General features: G+C 73.8%; 16 protein-coding genes. 8 read left to right on the forward strand and 8 right to left on the reverse strand.

What is annotated here, in order from left to right:
* Positions 1 to 39: 39 nt before the first annotated feature.
* The 3 genes from IE212_RS21830 to IE212_RS21840 all read right to left on the reverse strand — a co-directional run bounded on the left by IE212_RS21830 (position 40) and on the right by IE212_RS21840 (position 3,122).
* Positions 40 to 498 (reverse strand): NUDIX hydrolase, encoded by a 459-nt coding sequence (locus IE212_RS21830; protein WP_190199579.1) that lies wholly within the window; start codon positions 496 to 498, stop codon positions 40 to 42.
* Positions 495 to 2,033, reverse strand: a complete 1,539-nt coding sequence (locus IE212_RS21835; RefSeq protein WP_190199580.1) for an ATP-dependent DNA ligase — start codon at positions 2,031 to 2,033, stop codon at positions 495 to 497. Before IE212_RS21835 ends, IE212_RS21830 begins: the two co-directional genes overlap by 4 nt.
* Positions 2,034 to 2,192: 159 nt before the next feature.
* Positions 2,193 to 3,122, reverse strand: coding sequence for an NAD(P)/FAD-dependent oxidoreductase (locus IE212_RS21840; RefSeq protein WP_190199581.1), 930 nt, complete (start codon positions 3,120 to 3,122; stop codon positions 2,193 to 2,195).
* A 78-nt stretch (positions 3,123 to 3,200) separates the two neighbouring features.
* Between IE212_RS21840 and IE212_RS21845 the strand changes: the two genes are divergently transcribed.
* The 6 genes from IE212_RS21845 to IE212_RS21870 all read left to right on the forward strand — a co-directional run bounded on the left by IE212_RS21845 (position 3,201) and on the right by IE212_RS21870 (position 8,479).
* A complete protein-coding gene (locus IE212_RS21845) occupies positions 3,201 to 3,773 on the forward strand; it encodes a helix-turn-helix domain-containing protein (protein WP_190199582.1) in 573 nt (190 codons plus the stop codon).
* Between the two features lie 96 nt (positions 3,774 to 3,869).
* Entirely contained in the window at positions 3,870 to 4,838 is a 969-nt protein-coding gene (locus IE212_RS21850; protein ID WP_190199583.1) for an NADPH:quinone oxidoreductase family protein, read from the forward strand.
* Positions 4,835 to 6,016, forward strand: a complete 1,182-nt coding sequence (locus IE212_RS21855; RefSeq protein WP_190199584.1) for an acyl-CoA dehydrogenase family protein — start codon at positions 4,835 to 4,837, stop codon at positions 6,014 to 6,016. Before IE212_RS21850 ends, IE212_RS21855 begins: the two co-directional genes overlap by 4 nt.
* Positions 6,013 to 7,095, forward strand: coding sequence for an acyl-CoA dehydrogenase family protein (locus IE212_RS21860; protein ID WP_190199585.1), 1,083 nt, complete (start codon positions 6,013 to 6,015; stop codon positions 7,093 to 7,095). The genes IE212_RS21855 and IE212_RS21860 overlap by 4 nt, the downstream gene beginning before the upstream one ends.
* Before the next feature lie 195 nt (positions 7,096 to 7,290).
* Positions 7,291 to 8,163: a phosphatidylinositol-specific phospholipase C/glycerophosphodiester phosphodiesterase family protein gene (locus IE212_RS21865; protein WP_190199586.1), complete on the forward strand. Its 873-nt coding sequence runs from the start codon at positions 7,291 to 7,293 to the stop codon at positions 8,161 to 8,163.
* 121 nt (positions 8,164 to 8,284) lie between these two features.
* Positions 8,285 to 8,479, forward strand: a complete 195-nt coding sequence (locus tag IE212_RS21870; RefSeq protein ID WP_190199587.1) for a hypothetical protein — start codon at positions 8,285 to 8,287, stop codon at positions 8,477 to 8,479.
* Position 8,480: 1 nt separating this feature from the next.
* On the opposite strand, the gene IE212_RS21875 is transcribed toward IE212_RS21870, so the two are convergent.
* The 5 genes from IE212_RS21875 to xylB all read right to left on the reverse strand — a co-directional run bounded on the left by IE212_RS21875 (position 8,481) and on the right by xylB (position 14,204).
* The gene (locus IE212_RS21875) at positions 8,481 to 9,719 is read right to left on the reverse strand and encodes a phosphodiester glycosidase family protein (RefSeq protein ID WP_190199588.1); all 1,239 of its coding nucleotides are present in this window, start codon (positions 9,717 to 9,719) and stop codon (positions 8,481 to 8,483) included.
* A gap of 127 nt (positions 9,720 to 9,846) precedes the next feature.
* Positions 9,847 to 11,019 carry a bifunctional class I SAM-dependent methyltransferase/NUDIX hydrolase gene (locus IE212_RS21880; protein WP_190199589.1) on the reverse strand — a complete coding sequence of 391 codons (1,173 nt, stop codon included), beginning with the start codon at positions 11,017 to 11,019 and terminating at the stop codon, positions 9,847 to 9,849.
* Positions 11,020 to 11,023: 4 nt separating this feature from the next.
* Positions 11,024 to 11,419 carry a luciferase domain-containing protein gene (locus tag IE212_RS21885; RefSeq protein ID WP_190199590.1) on the reverse strand — a complete coding sequence of 132 codons (396 nt, stop codon included), beginning with the start codon at positions 11,417 to 11,419 and terminating at the stop codon, positions 11,024 to 11,026.
* A 115-nt stretch (positions 11,420 to 11,534) separates the two neighbouring features.
* On the reverse strand, positions 11,535 to 12,743 hold the full coding sequence (locus IE212_RS21890; RefSeq protein ID WP_190199591.1) for an ROK family transcriptional regulator: 1,209 nt from the start codon (positions 12,741 to 12,743) through the stop codon (positions 11,535 to 11,537).
* 15 nt (positions 12,744 to 12,758) lie between these two features.
* Positions 12,759 to 14,204: a xylulokinase gene (xylB, locus tag IE212_RS21895; protein ID WP_190199592.1), complete on the reverse strand. Its 1,446-nt coding sequence runs from the start codon at positions 14,202 to 14,204 to the stop codon at positions 12,759 to 12,761.
* A 129-nt stretch (positions 14,205 to 14,333) separates the two neighbouring features.
* On the opposite strand from xylB, the gene xylA reads away from it, so the two are divergent.
* Both xylA and IE212_RS21905 read left to right on the forward strand, forming a co-directional pair.
* The gene (gene xylA / locus IE212_RS21900) at positions 14,334 to 15,500 is read left to right on the forward strand and encodes a xylose isomerase (RefSeq protein ID WP_190199593.1); all 1,167 of its coding nucleotides are present in this window, start codon (positions 14,334 to 14,336) and stop codon (positions 15,498 to 15,500) included.
* A gap of 127 nt (positions 15,501 to 15,627) precedes the next feature.
* Positions 15,628 to 15,969: a hypothetical protein gene (locus IE212_RS21905; protein WP_190199594.1), complete on the forward strand. Its 342-nt coding sequence runs from the start codon at positions 15,628 to 15,630 to the stop codon at positions 15,967 to 15,969.
* The last annotated feature ends 211 nt before the right edge of the window (positions 15,970 to 16,180 follow it).

The raw sequence follows: 16,180 nt of genomic DNA on the forward strand, positions 1-16,180 counted from the left end.
CCCGCGCGGCGGAGGGGATCGCAACGCGGGAGCGTCTCCTCAGAGCGAGTGCTCCGCCAGGCGGTCGAGAAACGCGGCCTGCGCCTTGACGATCACCTCGCGGCCCCGGTCCAGGCCGAACCACGCCACCCGGTCCAGCTCGGGGAAGTCCTGGAGCCGCCCGGAGCGCGGCGGCCACTCCATCCGGAAGGTGCCGGGCGCGATCGCCGCCGGGTCGAGGTCGGCCTCGACCGCCCAGGCGGTGACGGTCTTGCCGCCGGTCTGCCGGACCTCGCCCAGGGCGATGGCCTCGCCGTCGGGCGGCGGCAGCCCCAGCTCCTCCTCGAACTCGCGGCGGGCCGCGGCGAGCGGGGACTCGTCGGGCTCGTACTCGCCCTTGGGGATGGTCCACGCCCCCTCCTCGCGCCGGGCGAAGAAGGGGCCGCCCATGTGGCCGAGCAGCACTTCGGGGCCGTCCTGCGCGGGGCGGAAGAGCAGCAGACCGGCACTGTGCTTCACGGCTTCACCTCAGGGTGTGCCGCCAGCAGCGTCTCGACCGTGTCGGCGTCCTCCGGGTGCTTGTCCTCCCGGTAGCGGATGACGCGGGCGAAGCGGAGGGTGACGCCGGCCGGGTAGCGGGTGGAGCGCTGCAGCCCGTCGTAGGCGATCTCGACGACGAGTTCGGGGCGCACGGTCACGACGTGGCCGTCGTCGTCGACGGCGAGCCGCTTGAGCCGTTCGGTCTGCCAGGTGAGCATCGCGTCGGTCATGCCCTTGAAGGTCTTGCCCAGCATGGCGAGGCCGCCGTCGGCCGTGCGGGCGCCGAGGTGGAGGTTGGAGAGCCTGCCGGTGCGACGGCCGTGACCCCACTCGGCGGCCAGGACGACCAGGTCCAGAGTGTGGACGGGCTTGACCTTCAGCCAGGCCGCGCCGCGCCGGCCCGCACTGTAGGGGGCGTCCAGGGCCTTGGCGACGACGCCCTCGTGGCCGCGCTTCAGCGTCGCGGCGAGGAACTCCTCGGCCGGGTCCACGTCGCCGGGGCCGGACACCAGCGTGCGCCGTACGCGCATCGGCTCGGGGACGAGCCGGGCCAGCTCGGCGTGCCGCTCGGCGAACGGCAGGTCGAGCAGGTCGTGGCCGTCGACGGACAGCGCGTCGAAGAAGACGGGGGAGACGGGGACCGCGCGGGCGGCCGTCGTCACGTCCGTGCGGGAGCCGACGCGCCCGGCGATCTCCTGGAACGAGCGGGGGCGCCCGCCTTCGTCGAAGGAGATCACCTCGCCGTCCAGGATGAACCGCTCGCCCCGCAACTCCAGCGCGGCGGCCGTCACTTCGGGCAGGCGGTCGGTGATGTCGTCGAGTGTGCGGGTGTACAGCCGCACCGCGTCGCCGTCCCGGTGCACCTGGACGCGGATACCGTCCAGTTTCTCCTCGACCGCGCAGGCGCCGAGCTTGTCCACCGCCTCGGCGACCGAGGAGGCGCTGTGCGCCAGCATCGGCCAGACCGGGCGGCCGACGGTGAGGCGGAAGCGGTCCAGGGCGGCGGGGCCGTCCGCGAGCAGCGCCTCGGCCACCGTCTGCAGGGAGCCCGCGAGCATCACCGCCCGCCGCACATCCGCCGGGGGCGCCCCGGTCGCCTGGGCCAGACCTTCGACCGCGACCGCGTCCAGTGCCCCCTGCCGCACCTCGCCGGTGAGCAGACCGACCAGGAACCGCTGCTCCTCCTCGGTGGCCGCGCCCATCAACTCAGCGACCAGCCGGGCCCGTTCCGTCTGGGAACCGGGGCCGGACACCTCGGCGAGCACCGACAGCCGGGCGTCCACGTCCCGTACGGTCAGGCCCGGCTCGGCGGCCGGGGCGACCGGGCGGCTCAGCACCTTCCAGCCGACGCCGATCCGGCCCTGCGGCAGCCGTCCCGCCAGGTAGGGGATGACGATCGGCACGTCCCGCGCCTCGGCGTCCCGGAACAGCTCCGCGAGCAGGGCGGTCTTCCGGGACCGCGCCGAGGTGGCGGCGACCTCCTGGGACACTCGGGCCAGCCGGTGCAGCAGCATGCAGTCATGGTGCACCGGAGGCGATGCCTCTACACCTGGGGCGGCCGTCGTCGGGATCGGTCATCGGCGGCTCCGGTGATCGCGGAGTCGGCGCGGTTGCCCTCGCTCGGCCGCGTCGGGGGTCGGTCATCGCCGTGGCCCGTGATCACGTGTGTGGCCTCACACCCGCAGGGCGGCGTCGAGGTCCGCCATCAGCAGGTCCCCGACGATCGCGGCCGCCGCCCGGTACCCGCCGCTCGCCGCGTGCACGACCTGCTCGCCGAAGCCGATCGCGTTGCCCGCCGCCCACACGCCCGGCACCGTCGTCAGGCCCGTCGCGTCGACCACCGGGTACGCGCCGAAGGGCGTCTCGTGCAGCTCGGCGCCGAGCCGTTCCAGCAGCCCGGTGCGCGGGACCGCGTGCGGGGCGACGAACAGCACGGAGCGGGTGTGCGTCGTACCGTCCGCCAGCCGGACGCCGGTCAGCCGGTCGTCCTCGGTCACGAGCCCCGCGACCTCGCCCGGCACCACGTCCACCCCGGCCGCCGCGAGCCGGCGCAGATCCTCGTCGGACAGCTCCTCCTCGGCGACCGCGTGCAGGAAGAACCGCACGTCCTTCGACCACCGGGACACCATCAGCGCCTGTTGCACGCTGTTGGGGCTCGTCCCGAGCACCCCGAACGGCTGGTCGCGCACCTCCCAGCCGTGGCAGAACGGGCAGTGCAGCACGTCCCGGCCGAACCGCTCGGCGACTCCGGGGACGGCCGGAAGCTCGTCCTGCAGTCCGGTCGCGACGACCAGCCGCCGGGCCCGCACGGTCCGCCCGCCGGCAAGCACCACGGCGAAGTCACCGCCCTTCGCCACCTCCACCACCCGGTCCCGGACGAGCTCCACGCCGTAGCGCGCGATCTCCTCCCGGCCGACGGCCAGGAACTCGGCGGGCGGCATCCCGTCCCGCGACAGATAGCCCTGCATGTGCGCGGCGGGCGCGTTGCGCGGCTCGCCCGCGTCGACGACCAGCGTGCGCTGCCGGGCCCGGCCCAGCACCAGAGCCGCGGACAGGCCCGCTGCACCGCCGCCGACGACCACGACGGCGTACCTCTCGGTCATGGTGACCACCTCCGCGAGCGAGCGTCGCTCCAGTGCCACGGGATTGACAAACGCCTTTGCCGAATCTGCAATACGACCATGACGACGGACGAGGTACTCGCGGGTGTCGGCCCCCGGCTGCGGCAGATGCGCAAGGAGCGCGAGGTGACCCTCGCGGCGCTCTCCGAGACCACCGGCATCTCCGTCAGCACCCTGTCGCGGCTGGAATCCGGCCTCCGTAAACCCAGTCTGGAACTGCTGCTGCCCATCGCGCGCGCTCACCGGGTGGCCCTCGATGAGCTGGTCGGGGCCCCGCCCACGGGTGATCCGCGGGTGCGGTCCAAGCCGATCGTGATGGGCGGGCGCACCCACTGGCCGCTCACCCGCCAGCCCGGCGGCCTCCAGGCCTACAAGGTGCTGGAGCCGCAGCGGAGGCTGGAGCCGGACCCGCGCACGCACGAGGGCTACGAGTGGCTGTACGTGCTGTCCGGGAAGCTCCGCCTCGTGCTGGGCGAGCACGACGTGGTGCTCACGGCCGGGGAGGCCGCCGAGTTCGACACCCGGGTGCCGCACTGGTTCGGGTCGACGGGGGAGGGCCCGGTGGAGTTCCTCAGTCTGTTCGGGCCGCAGGGGGAGCGGATGCATGTGCGGGCGCGGCCCAGGCGGACGTGACGCGTCCGACTGTTCCCAGAACGGCAAGCGACCGCTTAGTATGCGAACCGACCCCGGTCAGACGACGCAGTCGACGCAGTCCCGTGGAGGCCCCGCATGCAGGCATGGCACGTGCACGAGAACGGCGAGCCGAGCGAGGTGATGCGGCTCGAGGACACCGAGCCGCCCACGCCCGGTGACGGGCAGGTCCTGCTGAGGGTGCGCGCCGCGAACGTCAACTTCCCGGACGCCCTGCTGTGCCGGGGCCAGTACCAGGTCAGGCCGCCGCTGCCGTTCACCCCGGGCGTGGAGATCTGCGGTGAGACGGAGGACGGCCGCCGGGTGATCGCCAACCCGGCACTGCCGTACGGCGGCTTCGCCGAGTACGCCGTCGCGGACTCGGCCGCCCTGCTGCCCGCGCCGGACGCCCTGGACGACGCGGAGGCCGCCGCCCTGCACATCGGCTACCAGACGGGCTGGTTCGGTCTGCACCGCCGCGCCGGTCTGGAAGCCGGGGAGACGCTGCTCGTCCACGCTGCCGCAGGAGGGGTCGGCAGCGCGGCCGTGCAGCTGGGGAAGGCCGCCGGCGCCACCGTCATCGGTGTCGTCGGCGGCCCCGGGAAGGCAAAGGCCGCCCGCGAGCTGGGCTGCGACGTCGTGATCGACCGGCGCTCCCAGGACGTCGTGTCGGCCGTCAAGGAGGCCACCGGCGGCCGGGGCGCCGACGTGATCTACGACCCGGTCGGCGGTGAGGCCTACGCCCAGTCCGCGAAGGCCGTCGCCTTCGAGGGGCGCATCGTGGTCGTCGGCTTCGCCAGCGGAACCATCCCCAGCCCGGGCCTGAACCACGCCCTGGTGAAGAACTACTCGATCCTCGGCCTGCACTGGGGCCTGTACAACACCAAGAACCCGAAGCTGGTCCAGCACTGCCACGAGCAGCTCACCGAGCTGGCCGCCCGGGGCGCGATCAAGCCGCTGGTGAGCGAGCGCGTGCCGCTCGCCGGGGCCGCCGCCGCCGTGCAGAAGGTCGCGGACGGCCTCACCACAGGCCGGATCGCCGTCGTCATGGAGGAGGCAGCAGCATGAGCAGCGCCGAGGAACTGCGCCGTCGTACGCGGGAACTGCTGGCCGCGCATCCGCCGGCCTCGACGGACCGCCTGGAGTTCCTCCGGGCCCGCTTCGACGCCGGGCTGGCGTGGGTGCACTACCCGGAGGGCCTCGGCGGACTCGGCGCACCGCGCTCCCTCCAGGCCGTCGTGGACGCCGAGCTGGAGGCCGCGGGCGCCCCCGACAACGACCCTCGGCGCATCGGCATCGGGCTCGGCATGGCGGCGCCGACCATCCTCAAGTACGGCACCGAGGAGCAGAAGCAGCGCTTCCTCAGGCCCCTCTGGGTGGGCGAGGAGGTCTGGTGCCAGCTGTTCAGCGAGCCGGGCGCCGGGTCCGACCTCGCCGCGCTGCGCACGCGGGCCGTACGGGAAGGCGACGAGTGGGTCGTCACCGGGCAGAAGGTCTGGACGTCCAGCGCCCATGTGGCCCGCTGGGCGATCCTCATCGCCCGCACCGACCCGGACGTGCCCAAGCACCGGGGCATCACCTACTTCGTCTGCGACATGACCGACCCGGGCGTCGAGGTCCGGCCGCTGCGGCAGATCACCGGCGAGGCCGAGTTCAACGAGGTGTTCCTCACCGACGTCCGCATCCCGGACTCCCGCCGCCTGGGCGAGGTGGGGGACGGCTGGAAGGTCGCGCAGACCACGCTGAACAACGAACGCGTCGCCATCGGCGGCATGCGGCTGCCCCGTGAGGGCGGCATGATCGGCCCGGTCTCGAAGACCTGGCGCGAGCGGCCCGAGCTGCGCACCCACGACCTGCACCAGCGGCTGCTGAAGCTGTGGGTGGAGTCCGAGGTCTCCCGCCTCACCGCGGAGCGGCTGCGCCAGCAGCTCGTCGCGGGCCAGCCCGGCCCCGAGGGCGCCGGCATGAAGCTGGCCTTCGCCCGCCTCAACCAGGAGATCAGCGGTCTGGAGGTCGAACTCCTCGGCGAGGAAGGCCTGTTGTACGACGACTGGACCATGCGCCGCCCCGAGCTCGTCGACTTCACCGGCCGTGAGGCCGGCTACCGCTACCTGCGCTCCAAGGGCAACAGCATCGAGGGCGGGACCACCGAGGTCCTGCTGAACATCGTCGCCGAGCGGGTCCTCGGCCTGCCCGCCGAGCCGCGCACCGACAAGGACGTCGCATGGAAGGACCTGGCCCGATGAGCGCACAGCCGGACCTGCTGTACTCGGAGGAGGAAGAGGCGCTGCGCGCCGCCGTCCGCGACCTGCTCGCCGACCACTGCGACGCGCCCGGAGTGATCGCCCGCACGGAGTCCGGCGCCCCGCACGACCGCGAGGCGTGGAAGGCGCTGGCCGACGGCATGGGGCTCGCCGGCCTCCTCGTCCCCGAGGCCCTGGGCGGCCAGGGCGCCACCCACCGCGAAGTAGCCGTGGTCCTGGAGGAGCTGGGACGGGCCGTCGCGCCCGTGCCCTACCTGACGAGCGCCGTCGTCGCGACCGAGGCCCTGCTGTCCTGCGAGGCCGGCGAACTCCTCGGCGAACTGGCCTCGGGGCGCCGGATCGGAGCCCTCGCGGTCGCGCTGAACGTCGCGCCGGGCGGCGCGTACAAGGTCGTGCGGCACGAGGGCGGGGCGCTGCACGGTGAGTTGACCGGCATCGCGGACGCCGCCGCCGCCGACGTGCTCCTCGTGCCCGCGGACGACGGCGGGCTGTACGCGGTCGACGCCACCGCCGCGACCGTCACGCCACAGGTCTCCCTGGACCTGACCAGGCCGCTCGCCGTCATCACCCTCGACGGCGCCCCCGGCCGCCTGCTGGGGGACGCCGAACCCGCCGTACGCCGGGCCCTGCGCGCCGGAGCCGGACTGCTCGCCTCCGAACAGCTCGGTCTCGCCGAGTGGACGCTGACCGAGACCGTCCGCTACCTCAAGGAGCGCAAGCAGTTCAACCGGCCCGTCGGCGGCTTCCAGGCGCTCAAGCACCGGCTGGCCCAGCTGTGGCTGGAGGTCGTCAACCTGCGCGCGGCCGCCCGCAACGCCGCCGACGCACTGGCCACGGGTGACGACGCCGACGTGGCCGTCACCGTCGCCCAGGCCTTCGCCGCGCCGGTGGCCGTCCACGCCGCCGAGGAGGCGGTGCAGCTGCACGGTGGCATCGGGATGACCTGGGAGCACCCGGCGCACCTGTATCTGAAGCGGGCCAAGGCCGACTCGATCGCGTACGGCACCGCGGGCGCCCACCGGGAGGCGCTTGCCGGGCTGGTCGACCTCCAAGCCCCCTGACGTACACCTGACCGACGGCCGGGAGAAGCCCGGGAGAAGCCCGCCCCACCAGGGGCGGGCTTTGTCGTGTGCGCTCCCGGGCGGAAGTGAACGCGACGCGGCGGTCCGGCCAACTCCCCGCGTGGCCCTGCCCCTTGGAGCCAAAGGGACCCATACTCGCAAGGTTCCCGTACGGCACTCCCAGGGAGGCAGAGCATGGCCCTCACCACTCGTCGCAGAGCCCTCAGCACCCTCGGCGCCGCCCTCGTGGGCCCGGTCGCCCTCCCCGCCGCCGGCGCACTGGCCGGCGAACGCGGCTGCGGGCCCCGCCCGTTGTGGCGCGCCCACGCACACAACGACTACGAGCACCCGCGCCCGCTGCTGGACGCCCTGGACCACCGGTTCGGCAGTGTCGAAGCCGACATATACCTTGTCGGTGACCGGCTCCTCGTCGCCCACGACCCGGAGGACCTCGACCCGGCTCGCACGCTCGAGTCCCTCTACCTCGACCCGCTCGCCGCACGCGTGCGGGCCAACCACGGTTCCGTGTACCGGGGGTACCACGGATCGCTGCAGCTGCTCGTCGACATCAAGACCGAGGGCGCGTCGACCTACCTGGAACTCGACCGTCATCTCAGGCGCTGCCCTCACCTGTTCACGACGTACTCCCACGGCCGTGTCCGGCGCGGCCCGGTCACCGTGGTCGTCTCAGGTGACCGCGCGGCCCGTGCGCCGATGGCGGCCCAGACCGTCCGGCGCGCCTTCTACGACGGCCGCCTCGCCGACCTCGGCAGTCAGGCGCCGGCCTCCTTCATGCCGTTGATCAGCGACAACTGGACGCTGAACTTCACCTGGCAGGGCGTGGGCGCGTTCCCGGACACCGAACGGGAGAAGTTGCGGGGCCTCGTCCGCTCCGCGCACCGGCGGGGGCAGAAGGTGCGGTTCTGGGCGACCCCGGACCTGCCCGGACCCGCCCGGGACGCACTGTGGGCCGAACTGCTCGCCGCGGACGCCGACTTCCTCAACACCGACGATCTCGCCGGCCTGGAGGCGTTCCTGAACGGCCGTCAGGCGGCGCGGCACAGCTAGACATCACCCAGACATCACCCGTTCGGCGGACAGGTCAGCCGCCCGGACGAACCCTCCGCTACGCCACACTTGCGGCCGAACGCCGTGTACCGGACGTGGCGGCGTGGCGGAGGAGACGACGATGGCCATTTCCATCTCTGTGGTGCTGCTGCTCTTGATCCTGACAGTGATCTTCCTGCGCAGCGGCGGGCTGAAGGTCTCCCATGCCCTGGTCTGCCTGATGCTCGGCTTCTACCTGGCTGGCTCCAGCATCGCTCCGTCCATCCAGAGCGGTCTCACGGCCACGGCGGACATCGTCAGCAGTCTGCGGCCCTGAGTCACGCTCCCGAGAACACGCCGATGCCGTTCGGAACGGCGCGTTCGGCGCCCCCGCTGGGGTGGTTGCGCACGGAGACGGTGCTCGCACCCGGCTTCCGCGCCACCAGCGTCGACGAGCCGCCGCCGTCCAGGCTGAGGGCGGCTTCCGAGCCCAGCCGGCGCATGGCGGCGGCCACCTCGGCGATCGTCAGGCCACTGCGGTGGGCCGGCTCGCCGTCCAGCGCCAGCAGCAGCATGCGCCGCCCGCCGTCGGCGATCCCCACGGCCGTACGGACGGCCGAGGCCGTGTCGTCCAGGCCCGGCAGCGGCCGGCCGCCCTCGAGGACCGGGTAGCCGCCGAGCGCGAGCCGGTACGGGACGCCGCTCCCGGCCGCGACGAGACGGTGCTCGACCTCGACCGGCTCACCGGCCGACAGCTTCCGCAGCTGCTGGGCGCCCGCCTCCCGGCCGACCAGTACGGTCGTCCCCTCGGCGATCGGGCCGCTCCCGGGTGTGCCGGCGGCCGAGACGACCCGGCCGTCCCGGACCGTCACCTCGTAGGTGTCCGTGCTGCACGGAGCGGCCCGGTCGGTGTCCGTGCCGCAGGTGGCGCGCACCCGGGAGACGCTGCCCCACTCGGCGGTGAAGGCGCCGACCGACCCCACCGGCAGGGCGTACTGGTTGAGCCCGCCGAGCGGCAACAGCGCCTCCGTGGTGCGGATCGAGCCGTCGAGGGCCAGCCGGTCCAGTCGCGCCCGCCGGTCGGTGCCGACGCCGAACACGTCCTCGGTGGTCGTGCCGGGCGGCAGTGCCGGCCCGAAACGCTGGCCGGCGGGCACGGCCGCCTTGAGCGTCCGCCCGGCCGCGATCGCCGGCCCCACACTCGCGCCGGTCGCCTCGACGCCCGGGTGCTGGACCTCGGAGATGTTGAAGAAGTCCCCGTTGACACCGGCGACGGCCCCCTGGCCGTCGGCCATCCACGAGACCGCCGCGCGCGAGGCCACCGCCCCGGGGTACAGCAGATCGACGCGGACGCGCGGGTCGCCCAGGTCGACGCGCAGCACATGCGCGTGCGCCGTCCCGTTCGCCGCCGGAATGTCGAAGTGCTCGTACGTCACGCCCGGCGCGACCCTGACAACCTTCTGGACGGCGCCGGCCGGTGCCGCCCCCGCCAGGGCCGCACCGGCCAGCGCGCCGAACGCCGTGAGGAACGCCAGTACCGATCTGCCTGCTCCGCGCCGTTTCCGACGACCTGTCACCGTACCCCCTGATGCGTGATCAGATGTTCCTACTGTCAGAGGAAGTGCAGCAGACCGCGGGCGCCGTTGGGATGACCCGGCGCCGACTCCACGGGAACGGAGGGGAAAACGCACCCCTCCGGGTGCCTCAGCTGTCGTCCGTTCCGGTGGCGTACGGCGTGAAATGAGCGGGCGCGTGGTCGATCGGCAGACCGGGCCGCCAGGCGGTGAGCGCCTGCGCGCTGCACACGAACAGCTCCTCCGGCAGCCGGTCAAGGCTGAACCAGCGCCAGCGGCCCACGCTCTCCCCGGGCTGGTCCGACGGCTCGCCGCGCCAGGCGGTGACCCGGGCCGCCACGGTCACGCGGACCACACCGCCCGCGTCGTCGAGGAGCGTCCCGAGCAGCCGGACGTCCTCCGGCCGGGCCTGAAGCCCCGTCTCCTCGGCGAGTTCACGCACGACCGCCTCCCGCAGGGACTCGCCGGGTTCCACCGTCCCGCCGGGTAGCTCCCAGGTGCCGTGCCGGTGCCGGCCGAGGAGCAGTCCGCGGGGCCCGTGCAGGATGGCGCCGACCCCGAGCGCGGCATGGGCCACCGGCGGTTTCCCGGTGCGCGGCCGGGAGGAGACGCGGACCGGCCGTGTCACCTGGAAGAGGCGGTACGAGGCGTGGTTGCCTGGCTGCGGCGTGTCCAGGACGTCGACGCGCTCCACCCGCAGCCCGTGCTCGGTGAGCAGGGCCGTCCAGAGCTCCGGGCCGAGCACCCACATCCGGACGGTCACCTCCCCGGCCTCGGCCAGCCGCAGGATCTCCGGCCGGGCGACGACCTCGTCCGACGGCCCGTCCCCCCGCGAGTTGGTGTGCAGCACCGTGAAGATGAACCTGCCGCCGGACTTGATCGCCCCGGCGAGGGCGGGCAGCAGCCGGTGCGGGTCGATGTAGGGGACGGCGTTGACCGAGTAGACGACGTCGTACGGCTCCGCCGTGCGCAGGTGTTCCACCGCGTCGGCCAGGACCAGCCGCAGCCCCGGCAGCGCGCCGTAACGGGCACGGGCGCGTTCGAACTGTCCCGCCGAGGCGTCGACCGCGTCCACCAGCGCGCCATGGGCACGGACCAGATGGGCGGCGTGCCGGGCCGTGCCGCACCCGAGGTCCAGCACACGCCGGCCGGTCAGCTCCCCGAGCACCTCGGTCCCCGGCCCCGCGCCCTCGAAGCCCCAGTCGATCCGCGCCACTTCGGGCAGCACCGTGCCGCGCCGCAGATGATGGTCCCCGTACACGCGCCAGGCCTCGGCGTTGACCTCTTCCCCTCGTGCCGCCAAGGTCTCAGCCGCCCGTCGCCGCGTCGCGTGGAAGCACCCTGACCCGGTGGAAGTTGCAGCCGGCGACCCGCGGTTCACCGGCCGCGGGACGGGACTGGTGGGCCTTGAGGGCGATGCTGACCAGGCTCAGCAGCAGTTCGACGTCCGCCTCGCAGTCGAGGTGGACCGTCACCCAGCAGGAGCCGGGGACCAGGTGGATCGCGCTCGAACCGGCGAGGTCGTAGTGAAAGCGCTGGATGGAACGGCTGGTGAGGTGGAGGTCCACGTCCCGAGCGGAGTGGAAGTGGACGATCTCGTCACGGACGGAACGCAGTGCCCGTCCGGTACCGCAACTCGCCGGGCCCGCCGTCAGGTCGGGCCAGGCCTGCAGGCGCTCCAGGGCGCGCTGGGCCAGACTCATGGTCTTAATCGTCGCCTGATTTACCGTGCCGCAACCAGAGGTTGAGCGATTTGTAACCGGGCTGTGAGGGGCGGAGCCCCGATCCGGTCGGCATCAGACGTAGTTGCCGGCGGTCTCAGGCTCGCCCCGCGACGGCGGCGGGGTCGTCCAGCACCGCCCGCACCACCGAGTGCGCGGCCCCGAGCAGTGGCCCCTGCGGACCCAGCCGGGACACGGACACGGGGCAGGCCGGACCCGCCGTACGCCGCGCCAGCTCGTCCCGCAGCGAGGGCAGCAGCCATGGCGCCAGTGCGGACAGCTCCCCGCCCAGCACGACGCTCTCCGGGTCGAGCAGGTTGACCGCACCGGTCAGGGCGACTCCGAGCGCCGTGCCGGCGTCGCGCAGCGCACGGCGCACGTCCTCGTCGCCCGCCGCGGCGCGCCCCGCGAGCAGCCCGACCCGGTCCTCGTCCGGCTCCAGCCCGGCCGCACGCAGCACCGCCTCTTCACCGGCGTACTGCTCCAGGCACCCACGCCCGCCGCACGCGCACTCGGGACCGTCCGGCCGGACCGGCACGTGCCCCAGCTCGCCCGCGAAACCGCGGGTTCCGCGCAGCAGCCCGCCGTCCACGACGACCGCCGCCCCGATGCCGATCTCCGCCGACACGTGCAGGAAGTCGCGCGGTGTGCCCTCACCGAGCCAGAGTTCGGCGAGCGCCCCGAAGTTGGCCTCGTTGTCCACGGTCAGCGGGAAGCCGGACGGCAGCAGGCCGCCGAGGTCGGTGTCCCGCCAGTCGAGGTTCGGGGCGCGCACGACGGTCCGGGCGTCACGCGCCACCAGCCCCGGTACGGCCACGGCGAGCCCCGCCGGCCGCAGTCCCTCGCCCTCCGCCCCGGCGACGACCAGGCGTATCAGCTCGTTGAGTTCCTCGATGACGGTCCGCGGGGAGCGGCCCCGGTTCAGGCCGTGCCGCTCGGCCCGCGACCGGGTCCGTCCGCTCAGGTCGACCGCGCAGACCGCGAGGTGGTCGACACCGATCTCCGCGCCGATCCCGGCGGGTCCGCGCCCGCTGACGGCGAGTGCCGAACCGGGGCGGCCGACCCGCCCCGGCCGCTGCGGACCCAGTTCCTCCAGCAGCCCGGAGCGGATGAGTTCGTCGACGAGCGTCGACACCGCCGCCCGGGTCAGACCGATCCGCGAGGCGACGGCGGCCCGGGACAGCGGTCCCTCGGCGCTGACGGCGTGCATCACCCGGGCGAGGTTGCGGCGGCGCATGCCCTGCTGGGTGTCCGGCAGCGAGCGTCCCGGCCCGGCCGGGTGAGCCTCGTGCGGTGGTGCAGTCATGCCTGACGCCAGTCCTCAGTGGGTGTCCGTGGGCCGCTGGAGCAGCCCGGCCGCGTCGGAGAGTACCCCGGCGATCCTGGTGAGCGTCTCCTCGTCCCGCTCGACGGCGTCGAGGACCGGCCCGGCCGCCGTGTTCCAGCGCCGTGCGACCGCCGCCGCGTCCTCCCCGGTCAGCAGCCCGGCCGCCTGCGCGGCGGCGCCGAGCGCCACCAGCTCCCTGGCCTCGGGCACCTGCACGGGACGCCCCGAAAGCCGCCGCACGGTCTGCTGCCAGGCCGCGCCCCGGGCGCCGCCGCCGATCAGCAGCAGGGGCGCGGCCGGGTCGGAGTCCTGGTCCAGGACCAGGTCGAGCGCGCCCAGCAGCGAGTGCACGGCGCCGTCGTAGGCGGCCTGGAGCAGCTGGCCGGCGGTCGTGTCGTGGCGCAGGCCGTGCAGCACGCCGGAGGCGTTCGGCAGGTTCGGGGTGCGTTCGCCGTCCAGGTAGGGCAGCAGCGTCACCGCCGCGCCGGGCTCGACGGCCTCCCGGTCCAGGCCCAGCAGCGTCGCCACGCGGTCGACGGCGAGCGTGCAGTTCAGGGTGCAGGCCAGCGGCAGCCAGTCGCCGCGGGCGTCGGCGAACCCCGCGACCGTGCCGGTCGGGTCGGCGGGCCTGCGCCGCGACACCGCGTACACCGTGCCCGAGGTGCCGAGGCTCATCACCGGTACGCCCGGGAGCAGGCCGAGGCCGAGCGCCGCGGCGGCGTTGTCGCCGGTGCCGGGTGCGACCAGCGTGCCCTTGGAGAACGGCAGGTCGTGGCTGTCGCGTACGGTGCCCGCCACTTCGCCGGGCCGGACCACCCGGGGCAGCAGGGCGGGGTCGAGCCCCACATGCGTCAGGATCTCCTCGTCGTACGCCTCCGTCCCGGACGCCCACCAGCCGGTCCCGGAGGCGTCGCCGCGGTCGGTCGTGCCCTGCCCGGTGAGCCGCTCGGTGAGGTAGTCGTGGGGGAGGCGCACGGCCTTGGTGGCGCGGGCCGCCTCCGGCTCGTGCTCGGCCAGCCAGGCCCACTTGGTGACCGTGAAGGAGGCGGCGGGGACCGACCCGGCGCGCTCGGCCCAGAACTTCGCTCCGCCCAGCTCCTCGGTGAGACGGCGGGCCTGCGGCGCCGAGCGCACGTCGTTCCACAGCAGGGCCGGACGCACCGGTTCGCCCCGCTCGTCCAGGGTGACCAGGCCGTGCTGCTGCCCGCCGACCGACACCGCGGCGGCCTCGTGCGCCGCGTCACCGCACTGGTGCAGCGCCTCGCACAGCGCCTGCCACCACTGGCGGGGATCGCTCTCGCGCCCGGCCCCCGAGGAGACGGTGTGCGGTGCCTGGCCGCTCGCGACCACCCGGCCGGTGGCCGCGTCGACGACCAGCGCCTTGGTGGACTGGGTGGACGAGTCCACGCCGACGACGAGCGGACCCTCGGCTGCTGACATCGGGCTTCTCCCTCTTCTCGCGTCCCGCCTCTCTCGTCCCGGGACATCGTGTCCCTTCCCAGAGAGGTGTCCGCATACTAATTTGTAAATCGGCATGACGAATAGCCCCAGCGAGCGAGGAGCCGCGGCATGAGCTTCCAGCCCACCCCCGAGGACAGGTTCACCTTCGGCCTGTGGACCGTCGGCTGGCAGGGACGGGATCCCTTCGGCGACGCCACGCGGCGCGCCCTCGACCCGGTCGAGACGGTCCAGCGTCTGGCCGAGCTCGGCGCCCACGGCGTCACCTTCCACGACGACGACCTGATCCCGTTCGGCTCGAGCGACACCGAGCGCGAGGCCCACATCAAGCGCTTCCGGCAGGCGCTGGACGCCACGGGCATGAAGGTCCCGATGGCCACCACCAACCTGTTCACGCACCCGGTCTTCAAGGACGGCGCGTTCACCGCCAACGACCGCGACGTGCGCCGCTACGCGCTGCGCAAGACCATCCGCAACATCGACCTCGCCGTCGAACTCGGCGCCCAGGTGTACGTGGCCTGGGGCGGCCGTGAGGGTGCCGAGTCCGGCGCCGCCAAGGACGTCCGCGCGGCCCTGGACCGCATGAAGGAGGCCTTCGACCTGCTCGGCGAGTACGTCACCTCCCAGGGCTACGACCTGAGGTTCGCCATCGAGCCCAAGCCGAACGAGCCGCGCGGCGACATCCTGCTGCCGACCGTCGGCCACGCCCTGGCGTTCATCGAGCGCCTGGAGCGCCCTGAGCTGTACGGCGTGAACCCGGAGGTGGGCCACGAGCAGATGGCCGGGCTGAACTTCCCGCACGGCATCGCGCAGGCACTGTGGGCGGGCAAGCTGTTCCACATCGACCTCAACGGCCAGTCCGGCATCAAGTACGACCAGGACCTGCGCTTCGGCGCCGGTGATCTGCGTGCCGCGTTCTGGCTGGTCGACCTGCTGGAGTCGGCCGGCTACAGCGGTCCCCGGCACTTCGACTTCAAGCCGCCGCGGACCGAGGACCTCGACGGGGTGTGGGCCTCGGCGGCCGGCTGCATGCGCAACTACCTCATCCTCAAGGAGCGCGCCGCCGCCTTCCGCGCCGACCCGGAGGTCCAGGAGGCCCTGCGCGCGGCCCGCCTGGACGAGCTGGCCCGGCCCACCGCCGCGGACGGCCTCCAGGCCCTGCTCGCCGACCGGTCGGCCTTCGAGGCGTTCGACGTCGAGGCGGCAGCCGCCCGCGGCATGGCCTTCGAGCGCCTGGACCAGCTGGCGATGGACCACCTGCTGGGCGCGCGCGGCTGACGCCTCGCGCGCGTGCGTCGGCCATACCGGACGGAATGCTCCGGAACCATGCGATCCACGCCATGAGTCCGTATCAACTCCCGTGCGCCGCTCGCCTCCTGAGCGGTGCACGGCGACCCTCGTCCGTATGGCCATGCCGCCCGCACCGCCTCACCGGCGGAATCCGTTGCTCATCCTGCTCACCGTTCTCGTGGCCGCCGCGGCCGTGTCCGCCGTGGTGCTGATGGCCCGGGGAAACGATGACCCGCCGGACCGGGAGCCGCCCGCCGAGAGCTCGGGCGGTACCGCCGCTCCGTCCTACGGCATTCCCACGAAGCCGCCCACCCGGCTTCCCAGTGAGCTGCCGACCTGGTTGCCGTCGGGCTTTCCGAGCCGGCTGCCGAGCGGACTGCCGAGCGACCTCGAATCGCTGCTCCCGTCCCTGGACGCCGGCGAGCCGGTGCCGCGGCAGGCGGCGTTCGCCCGTTGAGGAGCGGCGTCCGGTGCGGCGAGAGCGCGGCGGGGCGCCGCGACTCGGCGAACGTCGCCTGCGCGGCACCAGGGCCCGTCGTTCGGATCACGGCGCAGGGAATCGGCAGCGCTTGCCAGTGCCGGTGGACGGGGCCTGGTGTGTGCGGCTGCAAGGGCGGAGGAGGGCGCCGGCGACCGGCGACAACACGGCAGATGCGCGTGCCAGGCCC

The organism is Streptomyces djakartensis (assembly GCF_014651075.1).
In the GTDB taxonomy this organism is placed as follows: Bacteria; Actinomycetota; Actinomycetes; order Streptomycetales; family Streptomycetaceae; genus Streptomyces; species Streptomyces djakartensis.

Excerpts from the sequence above, each read along its gene's own strand:
- IE212_RS21835 (WP_190199580.1), bottom strand. The coding sequence starts at position 2,033 with ATGCTGCTGCACCGGCTGGCCCGAGTGTCCCAGGAGGTCGCCGCCACC.
- IE212_RS21890 (WP_190199591.1), bottom strand. The coding sequence starts at position 12,743 with ATGACTGCACCACCGCACGAGGCTCACCCGGCCGGGCCGGGACGCTCG.
- IE212_RS21885 (WP_190199590.1), bottom strand. The coding sequence starts at position 11,419 with ATGAGTCTGGCCCAGCGCGCCCTGGAGCGCCTGCAGGCCTGGCCCGAC.
- IE212_RS21855 (WP_190199584.1), top strand. The coding sequence starts at position 4,835 with ATGAGCAGCGCCGAGGAACTGCGCCGTCGTACGCGGGAACTGCTGGCC.
- IE212_RS21905 (WP_190199594.1), top strand. The coding sequence starts at position 15,628 with ATGGCCATGCCGCCCGCACCGCCTCACCGGCGGAATCCGTTGCTCATC.
- IE212_RS21870 (WP_190199587.1), top strand. The coding sequence starts at position 8,285 with ATGGCCATTTCCATCTCTGTGGTGCTGCTGCTCTTGATCCTGACAGTG.
- IE212_RS21860 (WP_190199585.1), top strand. The coding sequence starts at position 6,013 with ATGAGCGCACAGCCGGACCTGCTGTACTCGGAGGAGGAAGAGGCGCTG.
- IE212_RS21865 (WP_190199586.1), top strand. The coding sequence starts at position 7,291 with ATGGCCCTCACCACTCGTCGCAGAGCCCTCAGCACCCTCGGCGCCGCC.
- IE212_RS21845 (WP_190199582.1), top strand. The coding sequence starts at position 3,201 with ATGACGACGGACGAGGTACTCGCGGGTGTCGGCCCCCGGCTGCGGCAG.
- xylB (WP_190199592.1), bottom strand. The coding sequence starts at position 14,204 with ATGTCAGCAGCCGAGGGTCCGCTCGTCGTCGGCGTGGACTCGTCCACC.
- IE212_RS21850 (WP_190199583.1), top strand. The coding sequence starts at position 3,870 with ATGCAGGCATGGCACGTGCACGAGAACGGCGAGCCGAGCGAGGTGATG.
- IE212_RS21840 (WP_190199581.1), bottom strand. The coding sequence starts at position 3,122 with ATGACCGAGAGGTACGCCGTCGTGGTCGTCGGCGGCGGTGCAGCGGGC.
- xylA (WP_190199593.1), top strand. The coding sequence starts at position 14,334 with ATGAGCTTCCAGCCCACCCCCGAGGACAGGTTCACCTTCGGCCTGTGG.